This is a genomic window from Candidatus Methylacidiphilales bacterium (assembly GCA_030054035.1).
Classification (GTDB): Bacteria; Pseudomonadota; Gammaproteobacteria; order JASGCS01; family JASGCS01; genus JASGCS01.
The window spans coordinates 23,172-47,675 of record JASGCS010000002.1; the positions used below are offsets into that span (position 1 = coordinate 23,172).

General features: G+C 37.4%; 18 protein-coding genes. 10 read left to right on the top strand and 8 right to left on the bottom strand.

Annotated elements, in window-relative coordinates:
* Positions 1–16 precede the first annotated feature (16 nt).
* From QM538_02510 to lgt, 3 genes are read right to left on the bottom strand one after another with little or no spacing between them, the layout of a single operon-like run.
* Positions 17–520, bottom strand: a complete 504-nt coding sequence (locus tag QM538_02510; GenBank protein ID MDI9347355.1) for a dihydrofolate reductase — start codon at positions 518–520, stop codon at positions 17–19.
* A complete protein-coding gene (locus QM538_02515; protein MDI9347356.1) occupies positions 520–1,317 on the bottom strand; it encodes a thymidylate synthase in 798 nt (265 codons plus the stop codon). The genes QM538_02510 and QM538_02515 overlap by 1 nt, the downstream gene beginning before the upstream one ends.
* Positions 1,302–2,093, bottom strand: a complete 792-nt coding sequence (gene lgt, locus QM538_02520) for a prolipoprotein diacylglyceryl transferase (GenBank protein ID MDI9347357.1) — start codon at positions 2,091–2,093, stop codon at positions 1,302–1,304. The genes QM538_02515 and lgt overlap by 16 nt, the downstream gene beginning before the upstream one ends.
* Positions 2,094–2,167: 74 nt before the next feature.
* Between lgt and QM538_02525 the strand changes: the two genes are divergently transcribed.
* Both QM538_02525 and QM538_02530 read left to right on the top strand, forming a co-directional pair.
* Positions 2,168–3,532: a hypothetical protein gene (locus QM538_02525; protein ID MDI9347358.1), complete on the top strand. Its 1,365-nt coding sequence runs from the start codon at positions 2,168–2,170 to the stop codon at positions 3,530–3,532.
* A 128-nt stretch (positions 3,533–3,660) separates the two neighbouring features.
* On the top strand, positions 3,661–4,281 hold the full coding sequence (locus QM538_02530) for a lysophospholipid acyltransferase family protein (protein MDI9347359.1): 621 nt from the start codon (positions 3,661–3,663) through the stop codon (positions 4,279–4,281).
* On the opposite strand, the gene QM538_02535 is transcribed toward QM538_02530, so the two are convergent.
* Genes QM538_02535 through sat form a run of 3 tightly spaced genes read right to left on the bottom strand, consistent with a single transcriptional unit; the run spans position 4,278 to position 9,394 of the window.
* Entirely contained in the window at positions 4,278–7,274 is a 2,997-nt protein-coding gene (locus QM538_02535) for an Ig-like domain-containing protein (protein ID MDI9347360.1), read from the bottom strand. The two genes, QM538_02530 and QM538_02535, sit on opposite strands and share 4 nt — an antisense overlap.
* A 51-nt stretch (positions 7,275–7,325) precedes the next feature.
* On the bottom strand, positions 7,326–8,210 hold the full coding sequence (locus QM538_02540; protein MDI9347361.1) for an FAD:protein FMN transferase: 885 nt from the start codon (positions 8,208–8,210) through the stop codon (positions 7,326–7,328).
* Positions 8,207–9,394 (bottom strand): sulfate adenylyltransferase, encoded by a 1,188-nt coding sequence (gene sat / locus QM538_02545; protein MDI9347362.1) that lies wholly within the window; start codon positions 9,392–9,394, stop codon positions 8,207–8,209. The genes QM538_02540 and sat overlap by 4 nt, the downstream gene beginning before the upstream one ends.
* A 95-nt stretch (positions 9,395–9,489) precedes the next feature.
* Here sat and QM538_02550 point away from each other — a divergent pair, with 95 nt between their 5' ends.
* The 8 genes from QM538_02550 to traM are packed head-to-tail and all read left to right on the top strand — an operon-like array spanning position 9,490 to position 16,412.
* Positions 9,490–9,804 carry a hypothetical protein gene (locus QM538_02550; protein ID MDI9347363.1) on the top strand — a complete coding sequence of 105 codons (315 nt, stop codon included), beginning with the start codon at positions 9,490–9,492 and terminating at the stop codon, positions 9,802–9,804.
* A 4-nt stretch (positions 9,805–9,808) separates the two neighbouring features.
* Positions 9,809–10,084 (top strand): hypothetical protein, encoded by a 276-nt coding sequence (locus QM538_02555; GenBank protein ID MDI9347364.1) that lies wholly within the window; start codon positions 9,809–9,811, stop codon positions 10,082–10,084.
* Positions 10,078–12,402 (top strand): hypothetical protein, encoded by a 2,325-nt coding sequence (locus QM538_02560; protein MDI9347365.1) that lies wholly within the window; start codon positions 10,078–10,080, stop codon positions 12,400–12,402. Before QM538_02555 ends, QM538_02560 begins: the two co-directional genes overlap by 7 nt.
* Complete coding sequence (locus QM538_02565; protein ID MDI9347366.1) at positions 12,389–13,027, top strand: hypothetical protein; 639 nt, start codon at positions 12,389–12,391, stop codon at positions 13,025–13,027. The genes QM538_02560 and QM538_02565 overlap by 14 nt, the downstream gene beginning before the upstream one ends.
* A 13-nt stretch (positions 13,028–13,040) precedes the next feature.
* Entirely contained in the window at positions 13,041–14,084 is a 1,044-nt protein-coding gene (locus QM538_02570; GenBank protein MDI9347367.1) for a hypothetical protein, read from the top strand.
* Positions 14,081–14,695, top strand: coding sequence for a hypothetical protein (locus QM538_02575; protein ID MDI9347368.1), 615 nt, complete (start codon positions 14,081–14,083; stop codon positions 14,693–14,695). The genes QM538_02570 and QM538_02575 overlap by 4 nt, the downstream gene beginning before the upstream one ends.
* A 17-nt stretch (positions 14,696–14,712) precedes the next feature.
* Positions 14,713–15,549 carry a hypothetical protein gene (locus tag QM538_02580; protein MDI9347369.1) on the top strand — a complete coding sequence of 279 codons (837 nt, stop codon included), beginning with the start codon at positions 14,713–14,715 and terminating at the stop codon, positions 15,547–15,549.
* The gene (traM, locus tag QM538_02585; protein MDI9347370.1) at positions 15,543–16,412 is read left to right on the top strand and encodes a conjugative transposon protein TraM; all 870 of its coding nucleotides are present in this window, start codon (positions 15,543–15,545) and stop codon (positions 16,410–16,412) included. Before QM538_02580 ends, traM begins: the two co-directional genes overlap by 7 nt.
* A 23-nt stretch (positions 16,413–16,435) precedes the next feature.
* Here traM and QM538_02590 read toward each other — a convergent pair whose 3' ends face one another.
* Positions 16,436–16,909, bottom strand: coding sequence for a DUF2726 domain-containing protein (locus QM538_02590; GenBank protein MDI9347371.1), 474 nt, complete (start codon positions 16,907–16,909; stop codon positions 16,436–16,438).
* Between the two features lie 19 nt (positions 16,910–16,928).
* Entirely contained in the window at positions 16,929–24,431 is a 7,503-nt protein-coding gene (locus QM538_02595) for a filamentous hemagglutinin N-terminal domain-containing protein (GenBank protein ID MDI9347372.1), read from the bottom strand.
* Positions 24,432–24,504: the final 73 nt, after the last annotated feature.

Sequence of the window (24,504 nt, forward strand, 5' to 3'; positions counted from 1 at the left end):
ATTATACCTATTCCAATCAAGCGCGTACCATGGTTATAAAACTTAACGCAGGAGTATTACCTTGCTCTGCAATTTCAATTCTCTTTATTATTTTCCACTCTTGTGGTGAAAGCTTGGGGAAATAAGTGTCACCTTGAAATGTAGAGTGGATTTGGGTAATTTCTAAACATTGAGTATAAGGAAGCGCTTCTTGGTAAATCATTCCCCCGCCAATGACATAGGCAGTAAGGACATCTGATTCTTCTATAATTCTACAAGCATCCATAAATGAGTTACACCATGTCGTGTTAGGGGAGTTTTTGAAAAGGGTAGGAGTTTTAGAAAGCACAAATAATTTTCTACCTGGCAAGGTTTGATTGGGTAAAGACTCTAAGGTTTTTCTACCTAGCAACAAAGACTTTCCTAAAGTAATCGCTTTAAATCGTTTCAAGTCCTCAGGTATTTTCCATGGTAATGAACCTTGCAATCCAATTACCTGGTTAGAATCCATAGCTACAACTATTGTTAGTTTTAACTTCATCACACTGCAATAGGTGCTTTAATTGCTGGATAAGCATCATAATGCTCTAATGAGATATGCTCTATCTGATATTCCCAAATCTTATCAACCGTTTCAGTAATGATTAATTTTGGTGAAGGTTTAGGAGCTCTCTCCAATTGAGTTTTCGCAGCCTGGATATGGTTTTGATACAAATGAGTATCACCACCTATCCAAATTAATGTATGAGGATTATACCCACAGGTTTTTGCCATGAGAGACAATAATAATGCATATGATGCAATATTAAATGGCAATCCCAAAAATACATCGCAACTTCTTTGATACACTTGGCATGAGAGATTATTATTGTCAACAAAAAATTGCACGAGAATATGACAAGGTGGTAATCTCATCTTTGGAATTGCAGAAACATTCCATGCGCTGATTATATGTCTTCTTGAATTTGGATCATGAATCAAACTATGCACACAATTACTTATCTGATCAATTCCTTCACCATTCCAATTACGCCATTGACTTCCATAAATCGGTCCTAATTCACCATTCGCATCTGCCCACTCATCCCAAATTGTTACTCCATAACGGTGCAGATAATCAATATTGGTCTCTCCTCGTAAAAACCATAGCAACTCAGCTACCACAGAACGAAAATGAACTTTTTTAGTAGTGAGAATGGGAAAACCATTTTGTAAATCAAATTGAAGCTTTGTGCCAAAAACCGCAACAGTACCTGTTGCGGTACGATCTGTTCTATGGTTGCTAGTTTCTTCAGATAAAGAGACAAGCTGTGATAATAACCTTAAATAATTTTCCATACTCGTTTTGCTTGATACCAATACAGACTTAACCCTGCAATAAACATGCCAATACAAAGTATCTGGCCCAAAGTTACATTAAAATAAAACAAACCAAGGTGAGCATCCGGCTCTCTATAAAACTCTATGACAAACCTCATACTTGAATAATACAGTAAAAATAAAATAGACACGCGTCCAAGATACTTGCGAGTGTTTGACAAATAAAGCAATGCATAAAGCACAGCCCCCTCTAGGATAGCTTCATATAGCATAGAAGGATGCCTCGGCAAAAGATCCACATGGGGAAATACAAATGACCATGGCACATCAGAGCTTGTTGGCCTTCCATACAATTCACCATTAATAAAATTGCCTACCCTTCCCAATCCCAATCCAATTGGAGTGTATCTAGCCACTAAGTCAGTAATAAGGTAAAATGGGAAGTTACGAAGTCTACTAAATATAAAAAGCGACAATATTACACCTAAAAGCCCGCCATGAAATGACATACCTCCTTCATGAATTTTAAAAACAAACAATGGATTTGAAATCGTCTCGGCAAACTGATAAAAAATGCAGTATCCTAATCTCCCACCAAGTATAACTCCCACAATACTATATTGGAGTATGAAGTCAATATCTTCTGTTTTTAACTCGGTCTTATCATTTTTTACTTGCTTTTTTGCAAGATACAAAAAAGCAACAAACCCCAGTACATACATAATCCCATACCAATGGATAGAAATTTTGCCGATAGAAAAAGCAATTGGATTAATCGCAGGATATAAAAACATCTCACATAGTTTACAGTAACATGGACTACATTAGAAATATTTTTACTCCCTGGTTAAACTCACCACCCAAAGAAATGAAAAATGTAAATACCTGTCTATTACTTATTGATTACTGGTATCTCGTTGAACCAAATGATATTTCTATCCTTCAGAATATATCAAAAGAAATGAAATTGTTGCTTTCCTCCAATATACATGACTGTTTAGGTGGGGGATTTTTTGAAAACTCAACCAGCGCTCATCCCAATCAATATATAAAACTACTTTCAACTAACGCATTATTAATATCTTCATACGCAAGATTATTTGGTCTCACCCAACTTCTAGAATTTAGGATTGTTGTGGAAAAATCAATTAATTGTTTACAGAGTACCTTACTAGTACCAATTGGATTGCTGGGAGAATCATCTCGCCCACAAGATTTAGCTAACAATCAATATCTTGTACACCCGAAAACAATTTTTCAAGCACTTAACGAAGCTCAATTAAAATATATTACAGAGTATATGCAAATTACTAGCCCCCAATCTCTTGATCAATTGCAATTACTAACACCACAAGTTTCTATCAAGGCGCTTACTAAGCATTCAACCAATAGTATTCAAGAAATACACGGCGTTGTACTAGAAGGCATTGCCACTCTCGCGGATGAGAGGAAAAAACAGCTACGGCTTGAGATTGATACTTCTTGCGGGGTGGGATCAAATGCATTGTTTACCATTGCCCTCTACGACGCTGGTAGATTTTTAAGCAACAATAATTATATCCACTATGCTCATACATCGGTGCAAATACTTATAGATAATTTTTTCAAGGATGATAGACTACATTTTAATTCTTTACAAGATGCTAATCTAGTATTACAAGCATTGCTGTACAACCTTCAATTTAGATTTGATTATTCTCTATTTCAAGTAGTCATTCAAATTGCAAATCAAGTTGAACAACTACTCAATGATCAGTCAGAAACAGCCACTCATACCATCACACATCCTACGCTCTTTGAGAATTTAAAATTAATTGCTTTTCTAAGCGGAAATAATTCATTATTACATGTATGTAATACTTACCAAATTAATTTAAATCGGATGGTGGAAAATAATCAGCCTCTACAACCAGATCAAGCCCTTACCCTATATACCTTAAACCATTGCACTGATATTATTATTATATTTGGCAATACTATTGCTGAAATAGATAATTGGTTCCAGTATTTAATTATAGGATACCACCCAAACAGAAAAATATTTAAATTGTATCCAACCAAAACCACAATTATTAATCATCAATTCCAAGAGTGGATAAACTCTTCATCAACTTGCGCGGTGCTTTTTAAAAATGGCACGCCTTCACAAACCTTCACTAAGCTTCTTGATATCGTAAAAGCAATTGACTCACCAATACATGAGAATTGTATTGGGGCTCAGTTAGAACTATGAGATTGATAAGGCTTTTTTTCATAGTCTGCGTCTTAGTTGGAACTTATTTAATTGCTCTTTTGTTCTGTTTCAATAAAACATTACAACAGAGTGTTATCATTTGGTTGTCTAACTTTTGGTATAAATCTATGGTACATATACTTGGAATTACCTTAAAGATTCATGGCACTCCTCCATCTAAAACATGTTTGGCGGTTTGCAATCACATAAGCTGGCATGACATTCTTGTGCTGGGTTCTATTTACAAAACAACTTTTTTATCCAAGTCAGAAGTGGGAAATTGGTTGATAATAGGATTATTAGTAAAAAGCGCTGGCACTTTATTCATCCACAGAGGTCAAGGTCAGTTTACCTTAGCTAGAAGAGAGATTGCCAATACGTTAAAAACTGGTAACAATGTACTATTATTTCCTGAGGGCACTACTACAGATGGTTCAAAGGTTAAACAATTTTTTTACCATTTACTTGAACCAGCCATTAGTAACCACATACCAATTCAACCAATTGCCATTCACTATTCATATCAAGGCTCATACGCTACTAATCCAATCGCATTTATTGGACAAGATACTTTTGTAAACCATTTATGGCGTACTCTGAATGTAAAAAAAATTACTGCACATATTACTTTTAGCCATCTTATTGACACTGAACAAAATCCTCAAGCTACTGCAAAGAAACTGCATCAGACTATATCAGAGATGCTACACAAATCACAAGCCGCTGCCGCCTCTGGTAGGAATGTTTAATTATACCTGTGATTAGTTTCTGTTCTTTCCGGCCCACAAATAACTGGGATTGCAGTACTGTAATTAAACCTATCGGTTACTGTAAAATTAGGCGCACAAGACGGTCGACTGTAAGAACTATAATAATAATTACACTGATATCTTCTAGAATTACTCGCTAAAACTGTACATGAGCCATCTTGTATTCCACCATAATCCTCTAAGGTTGCCGTAACTGAATACCCATACGAGTACTCAATACGGTCGCAAAAACGACTTACTCCGCACTCCTCAGTAACAGTAGTCACATAATTTATATTTGTCCATATTGCCTGCCCTATAAGTGTTGGAGGGGCCTTATCCACATGAACGGTTAGCGAATCACTTGCCCGATTGCCTGCACGATCCACAATTTCAATTGTAAATATGCTATCTCCATTTACAAAGGAACTAAGACTAATATTAGAAAAACTAACGGTGCGGGAATTACCATACGGATAATTGGCGCTCATTACCACTGTTGCCAATTCGCTAGAGCCAAATTTAAGCTGAGCAGAAGATACTTCTCCTACAGTGTCTTGAACATACACTGTAAAGGTAAGGCTATTATTCACAACTGTGGGAGCTTGTTTTGAAACAACGGTAGGTGCGGTACAATCAACTAATACCGAATAACTTGAGGTATAGTGATTTCCAACTGAATCAATTGCTTTTATATTAACAGTCCTATTGCCTTGAAATTGCATAGTGGTCTGCCAACGATAGTTCCAATTAAACGAAGTGCCATTTGCGACAACTGTAGCATCACCTAGTTTAGTTTGATCACGGTAAATTTCTATTGTTGGTAGCACCGAATCTACTACAGTACCACTTAGCTGATCATCGCATGAGATTTGAGCAGGAACAGTGGCAGTAAGAATTGGAGCATTAGTATCAACGGTAATTAGCAAACTAGTGTCGGCTAAAGTGGTTTGATTTCCAATCGAGTCAAGTGCCAATAATTTCAATTGATAGGATCCATCTGGGAATCTCCTAGCTCCACTCCTATATTCACTAGAATTAAATTGAAAAAACCATTGGTTGACACCACCTATTTGTGTGATAGTAGCATACCCCAGATTTATTGAGCCAATAGAAATAGCCAATGAGGTCAGATTATCATCTAGAATGGTCCCGGAAAGTTGCACGAGACCTGATACCCTAGTATCAAAAGTATTTACAGTAACCTCAGGCGGAGTTGAGTCAATGGTTATTGTTCTGGTCTCTCTAGTACTATTACCGGCTCTGTCAGTTGCGACTACAACAATAGTCTTCACACCGTCCGCCCAGGTTTGCTCACTTAATCTAAATGATGCCCGATTATTAGTAATTGTTAGCGTGGTCAGCACATCATTAATAGAAATCGTTACTGAATTCAAATGAGTATCTGACACATCAATGGTCATTTGATCAGTTATTGTTCTAATCAACTGATTATTAGTAACATTATTAAATGTAACAGTAGGAGAAGTCGCGTCTACGGTATATGATAACTGTCGCTGAACAGTCCTAGGGGTACTTGCAGAATTAGTCGCACTTAGTGCCATCTGAATGATCCCATTATTTTCGCTAGTAAGCCTAAATGAGCAATTGTATCGCGGTAGTGCGTAATCTTTGATACATGGCACTGAGACAAGGCTACCAGAAACCGAGTATTGCAACTGAGATGAGACTACATATAGACCAACCCCAGCATCAACAGCATAGTGTACATTTATATTACCACCAAGTACTGAATATTCAATAGGAGTAATGTCTGAAAAAGCTATGCCAAAGTTATTCACAACAACAGAGATAGTGCTTGATACGGTATTTCCACTACTATCTGTAATTTCTACTTTTAACGAATGATTGCCATCCTGATATGAGCTTGAATCAAATTCCCAAGTGGTTGCTTTGTTATTCCATGTCTTTACCGTTACCCCATCTATAATAATTTTAGTGTTAGTAATTTCTAAATAACTAATGATCGCCCAGTTAATCGTCTCTGTTCCACTAATCACATCTGCATCATATTCAGACAATCCATCAATAGAATATTCACTGGTATTAAGAACCGGTGAATCACCCTTTAAAAAATCTTCTTGCACTGTACTAATATGCTGAGCGTACGAATTCAACCCAGATGAACTAATCCCAGTTCTATTTTCCGAGCCAGGCGCAGTTAGCAAGATCGTTTTTGCTAAGTCATAGCGATACCAACGATTAGTTATTTGCTTGCTGCCAAGGTAAGCATAGCCAGACGCACCTACTCCATTTAATTTTCCATCAAACTGTAGGTCATACTGCATGGTATCAATATAGTGAAAGGTATTAACTTCTTGATGCATAGAAAGATCTGGCCATAACGCAATAGATACATTTGCTGTTTGCAAGGAAATAGCATAAGTAATAAATCCATAACGAAGTGCGTCACTAAGCGAACTACTTAAATTAGAGGCATTAGTAATATCAGATCGCTCAAGTTCAAATGGGTCAAAAAGAATCCACCGTCTAATCGACTCGCGTGACCTGCCAATGGATTCCTGGACTGACAATCCTGAATTGATATAATACGCGGCCAAAGATGACGCATAAAGACTGTAGGGAGTAATAATCAATTTACTATTTACCCCAGCATTTACATAATAGTGTAATTGTATATTGTTGTTTTCTGGTTGATTTACACTTTTCCGACTAACCCATTCAGTAATCTGCAATTGACGCAGTTCAATAAACACTGCCTCACTTGGTCGTTTTAATTTAAATGAAAATGAACCATCTGATGACAATCTAGTCTCAGTAAGCAACTTTCCTTTCGCGTTTTTTTCAAACGAATATACTTGAAGCAAGCCAGCAGTGGTGGTTTTACCCAACATAACAAAGCCCGAGATGGTTGTCTCGGGTAATGGTGGAGGGGTGCTGTCTTTTTTTAAACAGCCTAGCAATGATACTATGATAAAAAAACCTAAGACTATATGTATGATATTTTTCATACCATAATTATAAAAATATAAATTAACTGTAATTAAAAATAAGTAAAATACTCATCTCATGACATAAAACAAAACATCTTGAGCCTTGAGAAATTCTTCAGCTTGGTGTCCTTTAAGCATGGCTAAGGTAGAAATCATTCCCGCACTCATGCAGGTAGGGGCACAAACCGTAATAGATGAAATATGCTGCTTGGGTAATGGGTAGCCAGTTAATGGGTTAATAAAATGTGTGAATGTTTGGTTATCTATAGTAAAGCTTTTGTAATGATCGCCTGAAGTTGCAACTCCACCTTTGGCTACTCTTATGGTAGGCGCTGTGCTGTTCTGGGTCAATGATGGTTGTGCAATGGTAATATGCCACTGAGTAGTGATAGTGGGTGGTGCTGTTGTAGCAATATCGCCACCATAGTTTACTAAGGTTGGTGCATTTGCTTGTATTGTTTTGAGATATTCTTTAATCAGCATCGCTGAGCGATCTACTGCGTACTCCTTTGCTATTCCACCAAAATCTATTTGCATGTTAGGTTGCAGGCGAACATGGGTGTCGTTCAGTTCAATTAAATGTAATCCAACATAATTAAGCATCTCTTGAATAGTCTCTTGCGAAGGTAGATAGGTTGGTGGATTAGAGAAATTCCAGACTTGGTTTAAAACTCCTGCGGTAATATCAAACATGCCTTGTGATTGTTGGTGCAGTACTTGTGCAATAGAAAATAGCTGATATGTTTCACTATCAATAGGTATGGGTTTACCTAATGCAGTGTTGATTGAGTGAATTATATTATCGTTTCTAAATCTTGAATATTTTCTCTCAATTCTAAAGGCTTCCTGTTTTGCGATTTCTGTAATAGCAGCAGCAAGCTGAGTATCTTCAGTAGCGACTAGTATTTCATTTGAACTCGCAAAGCAAGTAAATTCAAATTTGATATAATTCACACTGCCTTAAGCGACTGATAATAGGTGCGGAGTACTGTTGCGACTTCAGGCCTGGTAAATTCTTCAGGCAATGATGCGCCTTCGGATAACAACGCCCTTACTTTTGTTCCTGATAGTTGAATAAAATCATCATGGCTATGGTCTTTGACATCTTTCATCATGACCACACGATGTAACTTTTTAGACCAAGCAGTTGTATCAGCTTTGAATATTTCTATTTCAAAAGTTCCACTAGGTACCACCTGATCAAATATTTCTTGGGCGGCAAAGGGTTGATAATAATCGCCGACACCAGCATGATCTCTACCAATAATTAAATGGGATGCACCAGCATTTTGCCTCATCAAGGCATGCAAGAGTGCCTCACGAGGTCCAGCGTAGAGCATATCAAAGCCATACCCCGCAATTATAACTTGCTTGGGATCAAAGTATTTGTTGACCATGACACGAATTGCCTGATCACGAACAGGAGCTGGTATATCTCCTTGTTTTAATTTACCTAGCAACATATGAATGAGCAAGCCATCTGCATCAAGTTGCTGTAATGCCATACGACATAATTCCTCATGCGCACGATGCATAGGATTTCTAGTTTGAAACGCCACCACCCGATTCCAGCCTAGCTGTGCAATCATAGATCTCAGCTCACCCGCAGTTCTAAATGTGTCTGGAAACATATTTGGAAAATAACTTAGATTAAAACTATGTACTGGTCCAGAAATAATTGTTGTACCATGTCCGATACATGAAGCAACACCTGGATGATTTTGGTCACTCGTGCCAAACACTAATGTAGCCATTTCTAGGAGTGCACTACTGGATATCTGTTCTATTGACGCAACTCTTTGGACACCTAATATATCTTGGTCAGAATTGGGATCTCGTAAAAGCAATAAATCGCCTTGGTTGCAATGTAATGTCTGGTTAGTTACATGTAGCAAAGGGATAGGGCAAAACAACCCGTTTTTATTTTTATAATTTTTTGCTACCTGCATTGCTTCCCCTACGCTCATAAACTCATTAAATGGGGATAGATACCCTGATGCCATTAGTGTCGCAAAACTAGCCGATAAAGCACTCATCGTAACTTCACTACCTTTATCCCACTGTCTAATTAATTGGTTTTTTTCGTCTTGGCCTACTAAGGTGGGGCGAAGTTCAGACGACTGAAATGGTGCAATCATACGTAATACATTTTAAATTAAATAATCAGAATTTTACATAAGTTTTGGTATGTATATGTGGCTTAAGATTTACAAAATTACTTTATGGAGAAACTATGATAAAAAGAATTTTGAGTGTTTTAACAGTTGAATTATTTTTATTACACACACAATATGCTCAAGCAATTGATATTCCCAGGAGCATAGGCTCTAGTCAAGATGCTAAATCGTTTATAGAAAGCAAAGGTGAGAGTATCGTAAATATTTTTGCGTTATTTGGTATTTTTGCTTGTGTCGCAGGAGCAATCTATGGCGGAATTAAGATAGGAACTGGAGATCCTGATAAAGGAAAAACCATACTAGTATCTTCACTTATTGGTGCGTCAATAATACTAGGGGTAAATAGTTTAATCGGTGTTGTCATTAACTAATACTATGGTTGCATTCAATAATCGTTACAAGGAAACAAAGATTGTGGGCATACCTGTCTTTGCAATATTTTTAATGGTGATAGTATGTTTTTTATTCATTGGAATAGGGTTGCTCATAATCCAAAAACAGTACTTTGAATCAGCTTTATTGGGCGTTGTAAATATTTGCTTGCTCTATGTTACATATTTTTATATGTGGTTAGGTGATATGAGATATTGGATTGCTCACTGGTTTACTTCAAGAATGTTACGCTCAAGCGATCTGGGTGATGAATGGTAAAATATTTTGAAGAGCATTTTCAATGGAAATCTATTCATGATAATGTTGCTTATCTTGATGATGGTGCGGTATCAGTTATAATTAAGTACCACGGCTGGGACTTTTCACTTATGGATGCAGAGCGTCTACTACAATCTAAAAGACAGCTCCAAAATCTACTGCACGAACTAAAACCAAACTATGTAATTGAATTTCATCTCTTACGAGTATTTAACAATACCGTAAGTGATAGGTATAGAAATTTCCCAGTTAAACGCGCGTTGCAAGTAACTAAGTGGTTTAGAGACGCTATTGCAGATCAAGTCGCTCAATCTGAAATGAAAAATAACTGTTATGTTATTCTTACGCGCATTGACTCTAAATCTCCTTTTAGCCCAGCTAAAAGACTAGCTCGGCAGCATGCTCTCGCTCAAGAGATTTTAGAAACAGCAAATTCACTGATGCGTCATTTGCCCCAAGGAGAAATTGCGCCAATGAGCACTATGTTTCATATTATAAATTTTTGCTACGCCAAAAAAAGACCAGATACTACAACTAGTATTGGAGATTTACGCCATCATTGGATTTGTATGGGTAAGCCAAAGGAATCAGAAAACACACTTCAATTACCGGATGGAAGATATTGCACGACATTATTATTGCAACTATATCCAAATTGCACGCAGGGATGGATAACCTCAATTGCAGGGATATTTGGAGAATGCCATATCGTGCAGATTATCACCACAGCAGATGAATATGAAATTCGTAAATCAAAAAAAGCTGAAGACCTTGCACATGCTTTAAGTAGCCGTGAAGGCACTGAAGAAGCAACTGTCATTGCTGGCGACCAACAGGGTCTTCGCATGCACCTTGCAGAACATCAATTAAAACTATTTAAAAACTTGGTTAGTATTACTCTGTATGATAATTCACAAAGTAATCTTAAGAAAAGGGTAGCTGAAATGACAGATTATCTACATGAACAGGGTGCGTTAGTGAGAAGTTACAGCGAACTTCAATTTGCTGGATGGTTTTATCAATTACCTGCACAAGGCCATCGCAATAGGCGATGGCGCGTTGATGAAACCTGGCAAGTAGTAGCAATGATTCCTTGTCAACAATTTTATATAGGAAGATCCGATGCGCCATTTATCCTGCGTTTAGGGGCTGGGTATCAAGGAGTTACTTTAGGGTATCGCAGTGGAGAAGTGGCACACCATTGCACTATTGCAATTACTGGTGCAGGTAAATCACTGGATAGATGTGCAAGAATTTTAGAATGTTTTGGTTTGGGAATAGATATGTACCTTTTGGAAATAGGTAAATCTGCATGGTGGGCAATTGAAGCAGTGGGTGGAGAGTACCATGCCATTGACCCAGACACTATGGCAATTAATCCGTTACCAGCACTTTCATGTCTCAATGAAAATCAAACCCTCCCGCAAGACATAGTATCAGTAACAGTTGACACCCTAGCCTTTTTGCTAAAACCCACTACCAATGTTACACTTAGTTTAGATACATTTGAACGAGCAACTATTCAAATGGCACTGGTTAAGTGTTACCAACCAATTCCAATAAAACAACCAACCTTAATTGACTTACGAAATTCACTACTAAATTGTGAAAATCCTGACATTCCTCAAATCGCAGAATGTGCCAAGCGTATGTCAGATTATCTAAGTGCATTTCTTATCTCTATGGAAGGAATAAAATTCATGTCAAATAGCGAGCTGACAATTAATCCCGGTGCATGTGGTATTGATCTTTCATTGGTGCGATCAAAAGCACCATCGCTTTTAAAACTATATTTAGTTTTTGTTGCGTTAAAGTTTGGTCAGATGGCAAGTAGTAATAAACGCCCTAGTGAAATAATCCTAGACGAGACACATGAATTTGTACGACTAGCACCCGATGTCATGGGTCCTCTTATAGAAGGACTAGCACGCATGGGAAGAAAAGAAGCTAGTTTTATTGATTTAATCACACAGGAAGTGGGAGAAATAGATGCGATAGGTAGAGCTGTTATGAATCAAATGATAAGAAAAACCATGCTCTATCGTACCAGCGATCATGACGCACTTGCGGAAAGAATAGGAATGATTCCAGAAGTAGTATCACTTTGGAAGTCATGGCCGACCCCATTTTTTAATGACTGGCGGCCAGGATTAGAATTTGATGGTAATAATTGGGTAGAGTTACTTCTTTCATTCCCACCAGAAGTAATGGCACTTACCCGAACTGATCCAGAAAGCGCCATTCTAAAAGAATCAATTAGTAAACAAACCACCGATCCAATAGAAAGAGTAAGGAGATTTATCAATGAAAATAAATAAACACATAGTACTTAGTTTAATAGTCTGTATCAATACACAGAATTCCTACGCATTTGGAGGGATTGATGCTGCAATCATTGTAGCTAAAATGACCGAACAAATGCATGTGATGATTGGTATGTATAATCAAATAAAAAATAATTACGAACAGTTACAGCAGCTCAAAAGAATAACTGAAAACAAAACTAAAATTAATCAAACCAGAAATACCTTTGTTGATCAAACCTTTGTTTTGCTCAATGTTGATAATTATAATAATAAATCAGAATTAACTGGCAGTGATACTATAAAAGATAGAATTAAAAAACGATTAGAGGAGATTGAAGTGCTAATTAGTAAAACAAATAACTTGAGTGAGAAGAATGCATTGCAACAAGAAGCTAGAGTTTTGTTTGCCCAACTTGAATCTCAAATTCAAATTGACAAAACTCAAGAGAGTCAATTAGGGGAACAAGAAGCACTTACACAAATAGCAAGAAACACCGCACAATTATTAAATAATCAAGGGGGTAACGACATGATAAAGCAGGAGTTAGCAGAAGAACAGGCAACAGCGCTAACGGAAGATATTTCAACTTTTTATCAATCAATTGTAGAAGCCACTAAAAATACCAACAACAAATAATTACAAATTACTAATGATTAATGAAATTACCAACTTACTTTACACCCAATTTAATTTTACTGGGATGTACAGTACCGCGCTCTTGATCAGCAAAGAAACTTGGGGTATTTGGTCATTAGTAACACTAGTTATCGGCGCAAGTTGGAGAATGTTACAAGAATCGCTATTACTTGTAGAAGGACAGGCCAACTTTCTCAAAGCATCAAAAGATTGTTTAATTGGTGGGGTTTTAGTGATGGGTTATTTCATTTTTTGGAGTATTTTTTCTGATACCTATAGTGCGCTTGCAGAAAAATTGGGAGTCAATAACTTATTAATTGAAGTATTACAAGAATTTGAAAAGAATCTTAACAGAAATGGAGCATTTAAGAAAGATCCATCTCTATTTGCCTTACTTTCTGAAAGTGTGCTATCAGTTTTCGCATGGGGTTTTTGGTATATCTCTGCAATTATGCTACTAACGGTGGATATCTTTATTAGACTTGCCCATGCAATACTCTATAGTATTTGCGCGGTTAGTGGCACAATTATTATCCCTCTTGCCGTATTAAAAGATAAAAGCATTGTTTGGAACTGGGTACGAATGAGTACTGTTGTTTTGCTCTGGCCTCTAACCTTCGGTGTATTACTGTATGTACTACTTCAATCAATGAACACTATTCCAGTGTTCTCACTTGCAAACAAAACTCAAATATTAAACACCTTATCACATTGCATTTTACAAGGAATAATAAATGTAATGATAGGTTGCTTAGAAGTAAGCTCAATTGCTATTACACAAGGATTGGTTACTGCTTCATCAAATGTGGCATCAATGGCAAGTCCATTTATAGCAGGAGGTGTGGCGACTGGTGGCGTTATCGGTAACGCAATGAGAGAACATATTTTGCGACAACACAAAGGCTCTAAAGGAGGATTAGGCGATAAATCAAAAAATAGTGGGTCCGCATCCAGTAAAACAAAAAGCAACAGTAACGAACCTGTTTCACTTCCAAAGCACAATGATAAAACTAGCCCTACTTCAAAACAAAACAATCAAGGAATACCAAAACAATGAACAACATAAATAACCAGTACTCTTTACAAATTTCAAAGGCAATAACTGCGAACCAACATACCATTTGGTTATACCGATGGGGCTGGGTAAGTCTCTGCTTTGGGATAATAAACTTCGTTCTCTTTATTATTGCAGTACTTTGGATTGCGTTAAAACCACCAGTTATAGTAACAATAGATAATGAAGGTAGAATTTCAGGAACAGTAGAATATCTAAACGCAAGTGTGAGAAGTGACGAAGAAATACTGCTTGGGCTTAGGCAATTTCTCTCAGCTAAAATGAGCCTGAATCGCGATACCATTTTTTCTGATATGAGTTTTGCACTAACCATGATGTCCCCAGAACTCATAGAACAAGAACTAGCTATACTTAAAAAACAAGAGTCAATAGAACGCATCCAGCAATCACCAGCGCGTTCTTACCTATCTTTTGAAAGTAGCACAATCCTTGAAAGAAAAAATAATCATGTTACTGCTGAGTTAACTGGCAACTTATTTATAGGCACTAACCCTTACCCGTTTAGAGTAAGAATCACTGGGCTTATTGTGCCCAGAACAAAGATTAATACATTTGGTTTTCAAATCCAACAGTATGAAGACCTAGGAGAATAGCTTTGAGATACTTAATCATGTGCCTTGGATATATTGCAATTACTTCAACATATTCAGAAACTCTAAAAGATGTACAACTACAAGAATATACTAATTTAACCATTACAATCGCACCCTTACTTGGCACCAGATTGAGTTTCCCAGTAATTCTAGATAATGCGGATGCAACAATTCCATTCACATTAGATTTAACTAATGCAGGTTTATTCCAAATCACTAGGCATGAAGGTAGAAATTATTTTCTCATTTCAGCACCAGCAAGCATAGCACAAGAGAACCAAGGGTCTTTATTTATTCAAGTCGCAGGAAAGTTTATCGCAATTAGATTAGCGATCGGCTCCCCTGAGCAACATATTGATGAAATTAGGTTTAACTTCACACCTGAAGAGTCCAATCATTTAATACAGCTCGTCATCAATAAAGAATTACAGAAAATACAAAAAGAATATCAATCACTCAGCGATTCGTTAAAAAGCACTCACTGTCAGGAAGCACAAGATCTAGTTGCCCTTTTAGTGAGCAAAACTATAACTAAAGATAATATTTTTCTAAGAAAAACTTTTAACCAAGGGGTTGCATTGATTGACTATCTAGCATTAATTGGTAATGATAAACATCTCGCATTAGCATTTATACTAAATCAACCTTCGCCAATACAGCACTTAAAACTACGAGGTATGTCGATTGAAGGTAATGATGAACTACTATCTAAATCATTTGCATGTCAAGATACATTAGATAATAACGAAATACACTGTTCTATTGCACTTAAACATAACTTTACTCTGGAGCAGTTTCCAGTACTATTTCTCACAGTTTCTACAAATAATAGTAATTCAGAAATTCCGTGGTAGTATTATTTTTCACGATAGTATTTTATAGTACGGTATTCGCAATAAGCAATGATGAATTACGAGATTGGGAAAACAATAATCAAATTGCCAAGGATAGAAAAGAACGGATTGTTAACATCAACGAACCAGCTACAGTACTGAATAATAAAAAATATAGCACTAATAAAAAGAAAAAAAGGAAGCGAATTAAATCTAAATCCCGTTCAAATGTTTCCTCAACATTAAGTGACGAACAAAACAAACCTCAGAAAAACGCTACCGACCATTCACTTTCTCCTGCAAGAATTGTTTCCACTACTAATCAACCTGCGTTTAGTGTATTTTCTGATAGTCCTGGAGGTAAAACAAAATTAAAATATGGAATAAGTTGGGGTACTTGGGCACGGGCATCGCTCAACCGAACAGTTAATTCACATGATAATGCCGCCATAGAAATTTACACTTCTGAGGATATTGTAGGTAAATACCGAATTATTCCAAAGGGATCGTTACTCACTGGTAGACATGTCCTGAATACAGTAACCAATAGATTGACTATGCAAATTATCAAAGGCATAACACCTGAAGGAAAAGAATTTATAGTTCAAGCTTCAATTTTTGACATAGAGAAAAGAAACGGATTACAAGGTTACGAAATAAACCCTATAGACAAAACTCAGCAAGCATTACAAAAAGGTGTTCAAACTACCACTGGGGCAGTGTTACAACAAGTTCTTTCACCAATAAACCCACTCGCGGCAGGACTGGTTACTACAGGTCAAGAGCTCTTGAATCAAGAACTTGATCAACCAAAAACAAAATCAGTTGCTAATATTCGAGTTGACCCACAAAGTATATTTTTACGGATCGATGAGTCTTTATAAAGATTTTAATTAACAGCCCGCACTTACGATGCTATTAGCTGCTGTAACTCAGATACACTTGGGATTCTAGATACTGAAAATCGGATTAGTTTAATTCCTGCACTCTTAAGAGCCTCATCCTTTTCCTGATCTGATCTGATTCTATTCTTTTGTTTATGTGAGCTATCATCAAGTTCTATGGCAAGACAGATTGTGTAATCGGTACTGCATACAACAAAATCTAGGGCTTTTCCATTTATTTTATTAAATTGAACTAAACGCTGACTATAATTTACAATATTTGGGTCAACTTGGACAACTTGATTTAGTGAAACTTGGGCTAAGACAACATGGCTGGGATAAGCTTTTATAAGTGCTTCATAGAGAATTTGTTCAGGTTTGCTCAATATCGGTGATTTTTGTACAAATTCAGGTTTGCTCTCTGTTCGCTTTAGCAACCGATAAATTACGAATGCTACTATCAACAGAATTACTAATACGATCACGACTCTAATCATGTCTAATATTATAGTATGTTTATAGACTCAATTGGCAAAGTACTTTGATTGATGCTTTTGAAAGAAGACTTGGTGAGCTACAATCCAATCCTAATAATTGGTAAAGCAGCATTGAAATAAACCCTTCGTATTGAGGTTTTGAAACAGGGATATTGCTTAATAGAATTTTTTGTGGCGATGATGGTTGATAAAAAAATACTCGCACTAATTTATAACTTCCAGTACCACGAGTAATGTATTGCATTGCAGAGGATGCACTAGCAAGACCAGGCAATCGTATCAGATATATACTGGAGCCCTGAGGCACCGTAACGGAAAGATTGGAAAAATCAGGTGATTCATTTACCCCACTAGAAATAACAATTTTATCAGACACACTTCCGATTTTTCCTAAGCGAGCTTGCAAGGTAAGCGATGGTGCTCTTACATTGTAAAAAGAACTGTCAGGGCTTTGTCTTGAAAGAATTGTATCGCTAGTCACAGAAATATTATTGCTGGCATATATTTGAGCTTGATCAAAATAAACTTGTCCAGAAGTAGTAAGGGTAATGCTAAATGCGGTCACACTTGAAGAAATAAAGTTAATCGCGCCATCAACACTTGTTGCGGTAAAGATAAGCGTTGCATGTGGGAAGCGTAGAGGGGCAGAAATAGTAATAGCGCCACTAGATCTTTGAAATAAAAAAGTTTGTGTGCTGGCAAATAGTATTGAAGGGTTATCTCCAATAATAAATGGGATTACATTGGTACTGGATCTTACAAAAACAGAACCTAATGGCGCTTTCAGTGAGAGGGTTAAGAGTGAAAAATCACCAGTAATGCTTGATATAGATATTGGAGAAGTTGCCGTTCCCACTGAGCCACTGGAAGCGGTAATTTTGATAGTATTAGCATAAATAGTGGCGTTATTAGTAACGACTGAAGAGCCAACTGCGTTAAAGGACTTGAGATTTAAATCATGGCTAATAATAATCGCACCTTGTCCGATTAAAGACAGTCGTAAATTTTCATTATTAAGAGATGCTATGGATTGTATTTCACTTTCTTGAATCAATGTCAAAGTACCTTGTTCGCTATATGATATTAGAGTTGAGTTAGCGCCTACAGGTGTGAGGATATCAATTACTCGCTCTGAGCGTTTTATGTATATTGATCCATTAGTGGCTTGCAGCGTAATTCTGGAGAAGTTCTCAAGCTCCCCCTCCCCTGTAGAAATAATTATTGGATGTTCAAGTGAACCAATATCGCCAGTAGTTGCAATTAATTCTATCGTGCCTCTAGTGAGAACAATATTAGAGTTATTTGTGATTTCAGATTTATTGATTAGTGAGAAGACAGAATCAGTAAATGTGCAACCATTAACTGAATTACGTGAAGCAATACAAGAACTTATATCATTAGTAACATAAATATCTTGAACCGTTGTAATATCAACTGCATCACTAAACTGTAAATAACTTTGATTATGCGTATTTGGATTTGGCTCTAACGGTAGGGCTAATAGCATCGCACGAATTGATCCACTATCAACATTTAGATATACTGATTGTGCATGTGCAATTATCAATGAGAAGTCAAGATTGTTTAGTTGCGTTATGCTGAGATGATTAGTCATAGAGGCAATATTGCCTTGTGGCGCAAGTAATACAATAGAATTTGACGATAACAAATTACTAACCTTACTTGTAGTAATTGAGGCGCTTGTTGAATTTATTCGCAGATATCGCGCTGACAAGGAACTTGTGATGGTAATTGAATCTCTTGCAGTTAGTAATACCATTGCATTGGGTAACAAAATATTTTTACTAATATTTGCAACCCCACTAGTCTGTTCTAAGGATACAGTTCCAGAAACCCCGACAGGAATTGAAGCATTAAACAAACCCATCCCTGAAGATTTCAAGAATATTGAGCCCGAGCTAACAGAGCTAATCACAATATTTGATTCATTCCATTCACCTTCATTTCGTTCAATAATAATCGGAGATTGATTTGAGCCAATTGAATTTGCTTGAAGCACAATAGTAGAAGCGGTAATTGTGCCAGAAGTGGTGGTAATACTACCACTTTGGGTGCGTAATGTTACCATAGCGGCTGTTACGTTATATAAGGAGAGATTTATTGAAGCATTAGCTCCACGAACTTCAATCGTTATATTTGCTTGAGAAAATTGTGTAGTGGAAGACACATTAAAGTCGCCATTTCTTTGCACAAGATTCAATGACCCACGCTGGAAACCAGTTATCGCAGGATTGTTTTCAGCAATAAGCAAAGGGTAAATTTCGGTTAAAGAAGGTAGCTCGATTGAAAGATGAGCAGCAATGATAGAACTTACTCCGACAATCTTTTCCCCACGAATAGTAAAAGATCCAAACGGTAACAAAACATTATTATGCTTAAATCGGATAGCATTTGTTGCGTTGAGGGTCAATTGATAAGAAGTAGAATTATTTTCATATGGTGTAAAAAAAACAATATCTGCATCAGCTTGTATAGTCAGATTGGCGTTAGATAACATTCTTGTCAAGTTATTTTTTGACCAAAAATAAATATCGTCCTGAGTAAATAATTTATTATTAGCAAAATTTAATAAAAAAACAGCCCCTGAGTTAGAATATGAAATTCCGTACACTAATTGGGCGAAACTCGGCGCACCAAGCAAAGCCATTAATCCATAAAGCGCGACAGACTTACCTACTGTAGCACCTGCTGAAGGAGTTTGCTCAAACACAGAATAAATATCAGTTATGCCGAATGTTGACAGATGGAACAGGTACGCATTGCCAGAATCTGTGTACATTGTTCCATTGTTACTCATATCATATTGAGGAGAGCCAATCAGAGCATACTCATCTGATAAGGCAACAGATGCACCAAACTGTGCTCCTGCCTGCACCGGAGCGTTTGCACGAGACAGTAAATTAGTCCAAGTGCCATCAGAAAGTTCAAAGAGATGCGCATTGCCAGAATCTGTGGATACAGTTCCATTATTACTCATATCATATTGAGGAGAGCCAATCAGAGCATACTCATCTGATAAGGCAACTGATGTGCCAAATCTTGCCCCAGCCTGCACTGGAGCGTTTGCACGAGACAGTAGATTAGTCCAAGTACCATCAGAAAGTTCAAAGAGGTGCGCATTGCCAGAATCTGTGGACACAGTTCCATTATTACTCATATCATATTGAGGAGAGCCAATCAGAGCATACTCATCTGATAAGGCAACTGATGTGCCAAATCTTGCCCCAGCCTGCACTGGAGCGTTTGCACGAGACAGTAGATTAGTCCAAGTACCATCAGAAAGTTCAAAGAGGTGCGCATTGCCAGAATCTGTGGACACAGTTCCATTATTACTCATATCATATTGAGGAGAGCCAATCAGAGCATACTCATCTGATAAGGCAACAGATGCACCAAACATTGCCCCAGCCTGCACCGGAGCGTTTGCACTAGACAGTAGATTAGTCCAAGTACCATCAGAAAGTTCATAGAGGTACGCATTGCCAGAATCTGTGTACATTGTTCCATTGTTACTTAGATCATATTGAGGAGACCCAATCAGAGCATACTCATCTGATAAGGCAACAGATGCACCAAACATTGCCCCAGCTTGCAATGAAGGAGCATCAGGAGTGCTTAAAAGATTTAACCAAGTGCCATGGGAAAGATTGTATAAAAATACAGTGCCTGAAGTTAAATTTAAGTACTGATTATAATTACTTGCACCAACTAGAGCGTAAGTAGCTGAAAGAGCAACAGAGCTTCCAATAGATGCGTTAGCTTGGATAAGTGGTGTTGAAAGTGATTGTAATAAATTTTTCCATTGTGATTGTGCAAGAGAGTAGATAAACACTGTTCCTGATTTACTATTTCCCAATGACGAATACCCTTTAGCGCCGATCAAAACATTGTCACCAGTAATAGCAACTGAATTTCCAAAATTCATCCCAAGATGAGGTGAGGGTGCTCCTGTTGTTGACAATAAATCAGTCCAAGTACTTGTTGCTATTTCATACACAAAGACATTCCCACTTGCATTTAATGATTGAAAATCATATGCACTTGCACCGATCAAGGCGTGGGTTGCAGAAAGCGCAACAGATTCGCCGATGAGAGCGTCAGCTAATGCAACAGGGGCAGTATTATTAGAAAATAAAGAAGAGCAAGTAAGCTGATTGAATGAAACTATTGCACAGAGGTAGGCATTACCTGAGGAATTAATCTGATTGCTTTGCTGAGTTACCGTATCTAAGCTCGCACCAATTAATATGTGTGAATTGGTAGCAGCTACAGACCAACCAAAACTCGCATTTTCTTGCACAACCGGAGCACCTGGCATAGATAATACTGTCTGCCAAGCTCCATCACTTAATCGATACAGATACGCATTGCCAGATCCCCTACCGTAAGCACCGATCAAGGCATACATACTACTTAATGAAACTGCATTGCCAAAATTAGACAAAGATAAGATAGTTGGGGCTCCTGAAGAAGCTAGTAAATTTCTCCATTGACCATTAGTTAAATTATACAGATATGCATTGCCAGAGTCAGTAATTGAATTATAACTATCAGAGTAGGCGCCTATCAATGCATATGTTTCGTTTAACGACACACTATAACCAAAATTATCACTAGTTTGTAAAGAAGGCGCGCCATTTGCTTTTGCTAAATCTGTCCAAACTCCATCACTGATACGATAAAGAAAAGCATCGCCTGTAGACTCTAAGCGAACACTTGCAACAGTTGGACTATATAAAGGAGCGCCAATCAAGGCGTGGGTTTCATTTAACGCAACACTGTATCCAAAATTTGAATTTGCTTGTATTGGGGCATTAGCAAGAGAAAGTAGATTAGTCCAGGTACCAGAAGCTAAGTGATATAAAAACGCATTGCCAGATCCAACTTCAAGATTTTGTTGGTAATAATATGCACCAAGTAGTGCATAAGAATTATTTAACGCAACTGAATTCCCAATATACGAAGTTGATTGCACAATCGGTGCGTTAAAAACTCCTAATATATTAACCCATGCATCTGAGGAGTTTTTTTGAAGATATACAGCGCCTATTCCAATCGTAGGTGCATTAATTGCAATTGTGTTATTAAATATCCCAACAACAGTTCCAAACTTACTTCCCGCCACAACTGGAGGTGCGTTTAGGGTATGTAACAATGAAGAAAGAACATTGTCAGATACATCAAACAAAAATGCATTGCCTGAATCAACTAACGAAGATCCCCCAGCAACTGTAATATCATAATTAGGTGCGCCGATCAGGGCGTATTGATCTGACAAGGCAACTGCACTGCCGAATGAATCACCTGCATTGATTTGTGGAGCACTTGGGGTTAATGATAGATTTGTCCACGCAAAGGTAGTTAGATTATATAAAAATGCATTGCCTGAATTTGATCTCGCCGAACCATTAACTACCACATCATACTTAGGTGCGCCGATCAGGGCGTATTGATCTGACAGGGCAACTGCACTGCCGAATGAATCACCCGCATTGAGTTGTGGGACACCTGAGGTTGATGATAGATTTGTCCACGCAAAGGTAGTTAGATTATATAAAAATGCATTGCCTGAATCAACTAACGAAGATCCCCCAGCAACTGTAATATCATAATTAGGTGCGCCAATCAGGGCGTATTGATCTGACAGGGCAACTGCACTGCCGAATGAATCACCCGCATTGAGTTGTGGGACACCTGAGGTTGATGATAGATTTGTCCACGCAAAGGTAGTTAGATTATATAAAAATGCATTGCCTGAATTTGATCTCGCCGAACCATTAACTACCACATCATACTTAGGTGCGCCGATCAGGGCGTATTGATCTGACAAGGCAACTGCACTGCCGAATGAATCACCTGCATTGATTTGTGGAGCACTTGGGGTTAATGATAGATTTGTCCACGCAAAGGTAGTTAGATTATATAAAAATGCATTGCCTGAATCAACTAACGAAGATCCCCCAGCAACTGTAATATCATAATTAGGTGCGCCGATCAGGGCGTATTGATCTGACAAGGCAACCGCACTGCCGAATGAATCACCCGCATTGAGTTGTGGAGCGCCTGGGGTTGACGATAGGTTTGTCCAACTTCCATCATCTATACTATACAAATAAGCGCCACCGGCACCCAATGTAGTTACACCTCCTACTACTTTATTCTCTAAAGACGCACCAATGAGCAGATATTTTTCAGTTAGCGCTATCGCACTACCTATATTTGTATTTATTTGATTAATAGGAATTATTTGAGCTGTGATAATATTCTTAAATAACTCAAACGATTGCGCATATCTATCAACAATATATACGTTAGTAGGATCTATGAGTATTGTTCCATTTCCAAGCGCTCCTATAACTTGTATTTGAGCTTGAGGAGCGTAGTATAACGAATCATAGCTTGAAAGTTCAATCACGCCACCTTTCCCCATTGTAGAGTTAGCTGCTATCTTGCCATACAATTCAATTGACTTCTGAGCAAAAAGAACTACACTTCCTCCTGACCTATTTAATTGATTGGTTGAAGCAGTAATATTAGACCTTGCATCTATTACTATATTTTTAGGAAAATCTGAAGCGCTTCCGATATGAATATCTCCACCATGTGACATTAACTGAGCAGATAATAAATTTAAAGAGCTTTGTGCACTATAATTTTGGTAGTAACTTGACACGGTGCCAGAAAGCAGAAGATACCCATGGAGCGCTTTCACATCAACGAATTGGGCAGATAGCTCCACAGATGAATCAAGTTGAATTATATTACCTACTATGGCAATAGTATCAGTAGCTTCTAACGTTCCACTATAAGATAGCACTCCCTGTGATTGAAGCTCAATACCTGCAGCGCTCAGTTCCGCGCTTCCCAGCACATCACCCCCCGAAAATATATCAATAACGCTACTTAAATCGTCTGCTTTGATTTTGCCATGTACTACAATTTGTTGTGACGCTTGTAGTCGTATTGCTTTCCCAGCAGTTATAGATGCGGAATCATTTATCGCAATAGTTTTTGCAATCATGTGCACAGTATTAGCAATAATCAAACCTCTGAAATCAATATTGCCCGTAGCACTAACACTAGTCAGTCTATTAGATGTTAAATCATAATTAACTTTTTCTAATGAAGAAGTGGCAACAATAAAAGTATGCGCACTCACTGAAGATGATTCTCCAAAATAAAATCCCTGAGGATTTAATAAAACTACTCTACCAGTAGCACTTATATTCCCCAACACTTGACTGGGATTAGAATCAATTATATTATTAATCACAATTGATGAGGTACTAGGTTGATTAAAAACCACCCTCTCACCAATACCGATATTAAAAGAATTCCACTGTAATTCTACAAACGCACTTTGTTGAATAACAGTTGTTTCGGAACCACTTTGGCTAACTTGTGCAGAACCACTAATCAAGCTTTCAAATTGAGGGCTAGCAACAACAAGTGGACTAGAGCCGATCAAAAATCCACAGATCACAAATATTCTTAGACCCATTGAATGTATATTTTATATGAATAAATTGAATTTTTAGTACATGGATAGCACTTTACTTTATTCATAAATTATA

What these genes read in the sequence shown, in the direction of transcription:
- QM538_02580 (MDI9347369.1), top strand. Translation starts at nt 14,713, where the DNA reads ATGTGCCTTGGATATATTGCAATTACTTCAACATATTCAGAAACTCTA.
- QM538_02555 (MDI9347364.1), top strand. Translation starts at nt 9,809, where the DNA reads ATGGTTGCATTCAATAATCGTTACAAGGAAACAAAGATTGTGGGCATA.
- QM538_02565 (MDI9347366.1), top strand. Translation starts at nt 12,389, where the DNA reads ATGAAAATAAATAAACACATAGTACTTAGTTTAATAGTCTGTATCAAT.
- lgt (MDI9347357.1), bottom strand. Translation starts at nt 2,093, where the DNA reads ATGTTTTTATATCCTGCGATTAATCCAATTGCTTTTTCTATCGGCAAA.
- QM538_02575 (MDI9347368.1), top strand. Translation starts at nt 14,081, where the DNA reads ATGAACAACATAAATAACCAGTACTCTTTACAAATTTCAAAGGCAATA.
- QM538_02525 (MDI9347358.1), top strand. Translation starts at nt 2,168, where the DNA reads ATGAAAAATGTAAATACCTGTCTATTACTTATTGATTACTGGTATCTC.
- QM538_02595 (MDI9347372.1), bottom strand. Translation starts at nt 24,431, where the DNA reads ATGGGTCTAAGAATATTTGTGATCTGTGGATTTTTGATCGGCTCTAGT.
- QM538_02530 (MDI9347359.1), top strand. Translation starts at nt 3,661, where the DNA reads ATGGTACATATACTTGGAATTACCTTAAAGATTCATGGCACTCCTCCA.
- QM538_02515 (MDI9347356.1), bottom strand. Translation starts at nt 1,317, where the DNA reads ATGGAAAATTATTTAAGGTTATTATCACAGCTTGTCTCTTTATCTGAA.
- QM538_02550 (MDI9347363.1), top strand. Translation starts at nt 9,490, where the DNA reads ATGATAAAAAGAATTTTGAGTGTTTTAACAGTTGAATTATTTTTATTA.
- QM538_02560 (MDI9347365.1), top strand. Translation starts at nt 10,078, where the DNA reads ATGGTAAAATATTTTGAAGAGCATTTTCAATGGAAATCTATTCATGAT.
- QM538_02590 (MDI9347371.1), bottom strand. Translation starts at nt 16,909, where the DNA reads ATGATTAGAGTCGTGATCGTATTAGTAATTCTGTTGATAGTAGCATTC.
- QM538_02570 (MDI9347367.1), top strand. Translation starts at nt 13,041, where the DNA reads ATGATTAATGAAATTACCAACTTACTTTACACCCAATTTAATTTTACT.
- QM538_02535 (MDI9347360.1), bottom strand. Translation starts at nt 7,274, where the DNA reads ATGAAAAATATCATACATATAGTCTTAGGTTTTTTTATCATAGTATCA.
- QM538_02510 (MDI9347355.1), bottom strand. Translation starts at nt 520, where the DNA reads ATGAAGTTAAAACTAACAATAGTTGTAGCTATGGATTCTAACCAGGTA.
- sat (MDI9347362.1), bottom strand. Translation starts at nt 9,394, where the DNA reads ATGATTGCACCATTTCAGTCGTCTGAACTTCGCCCCACCTTAGTAGGC.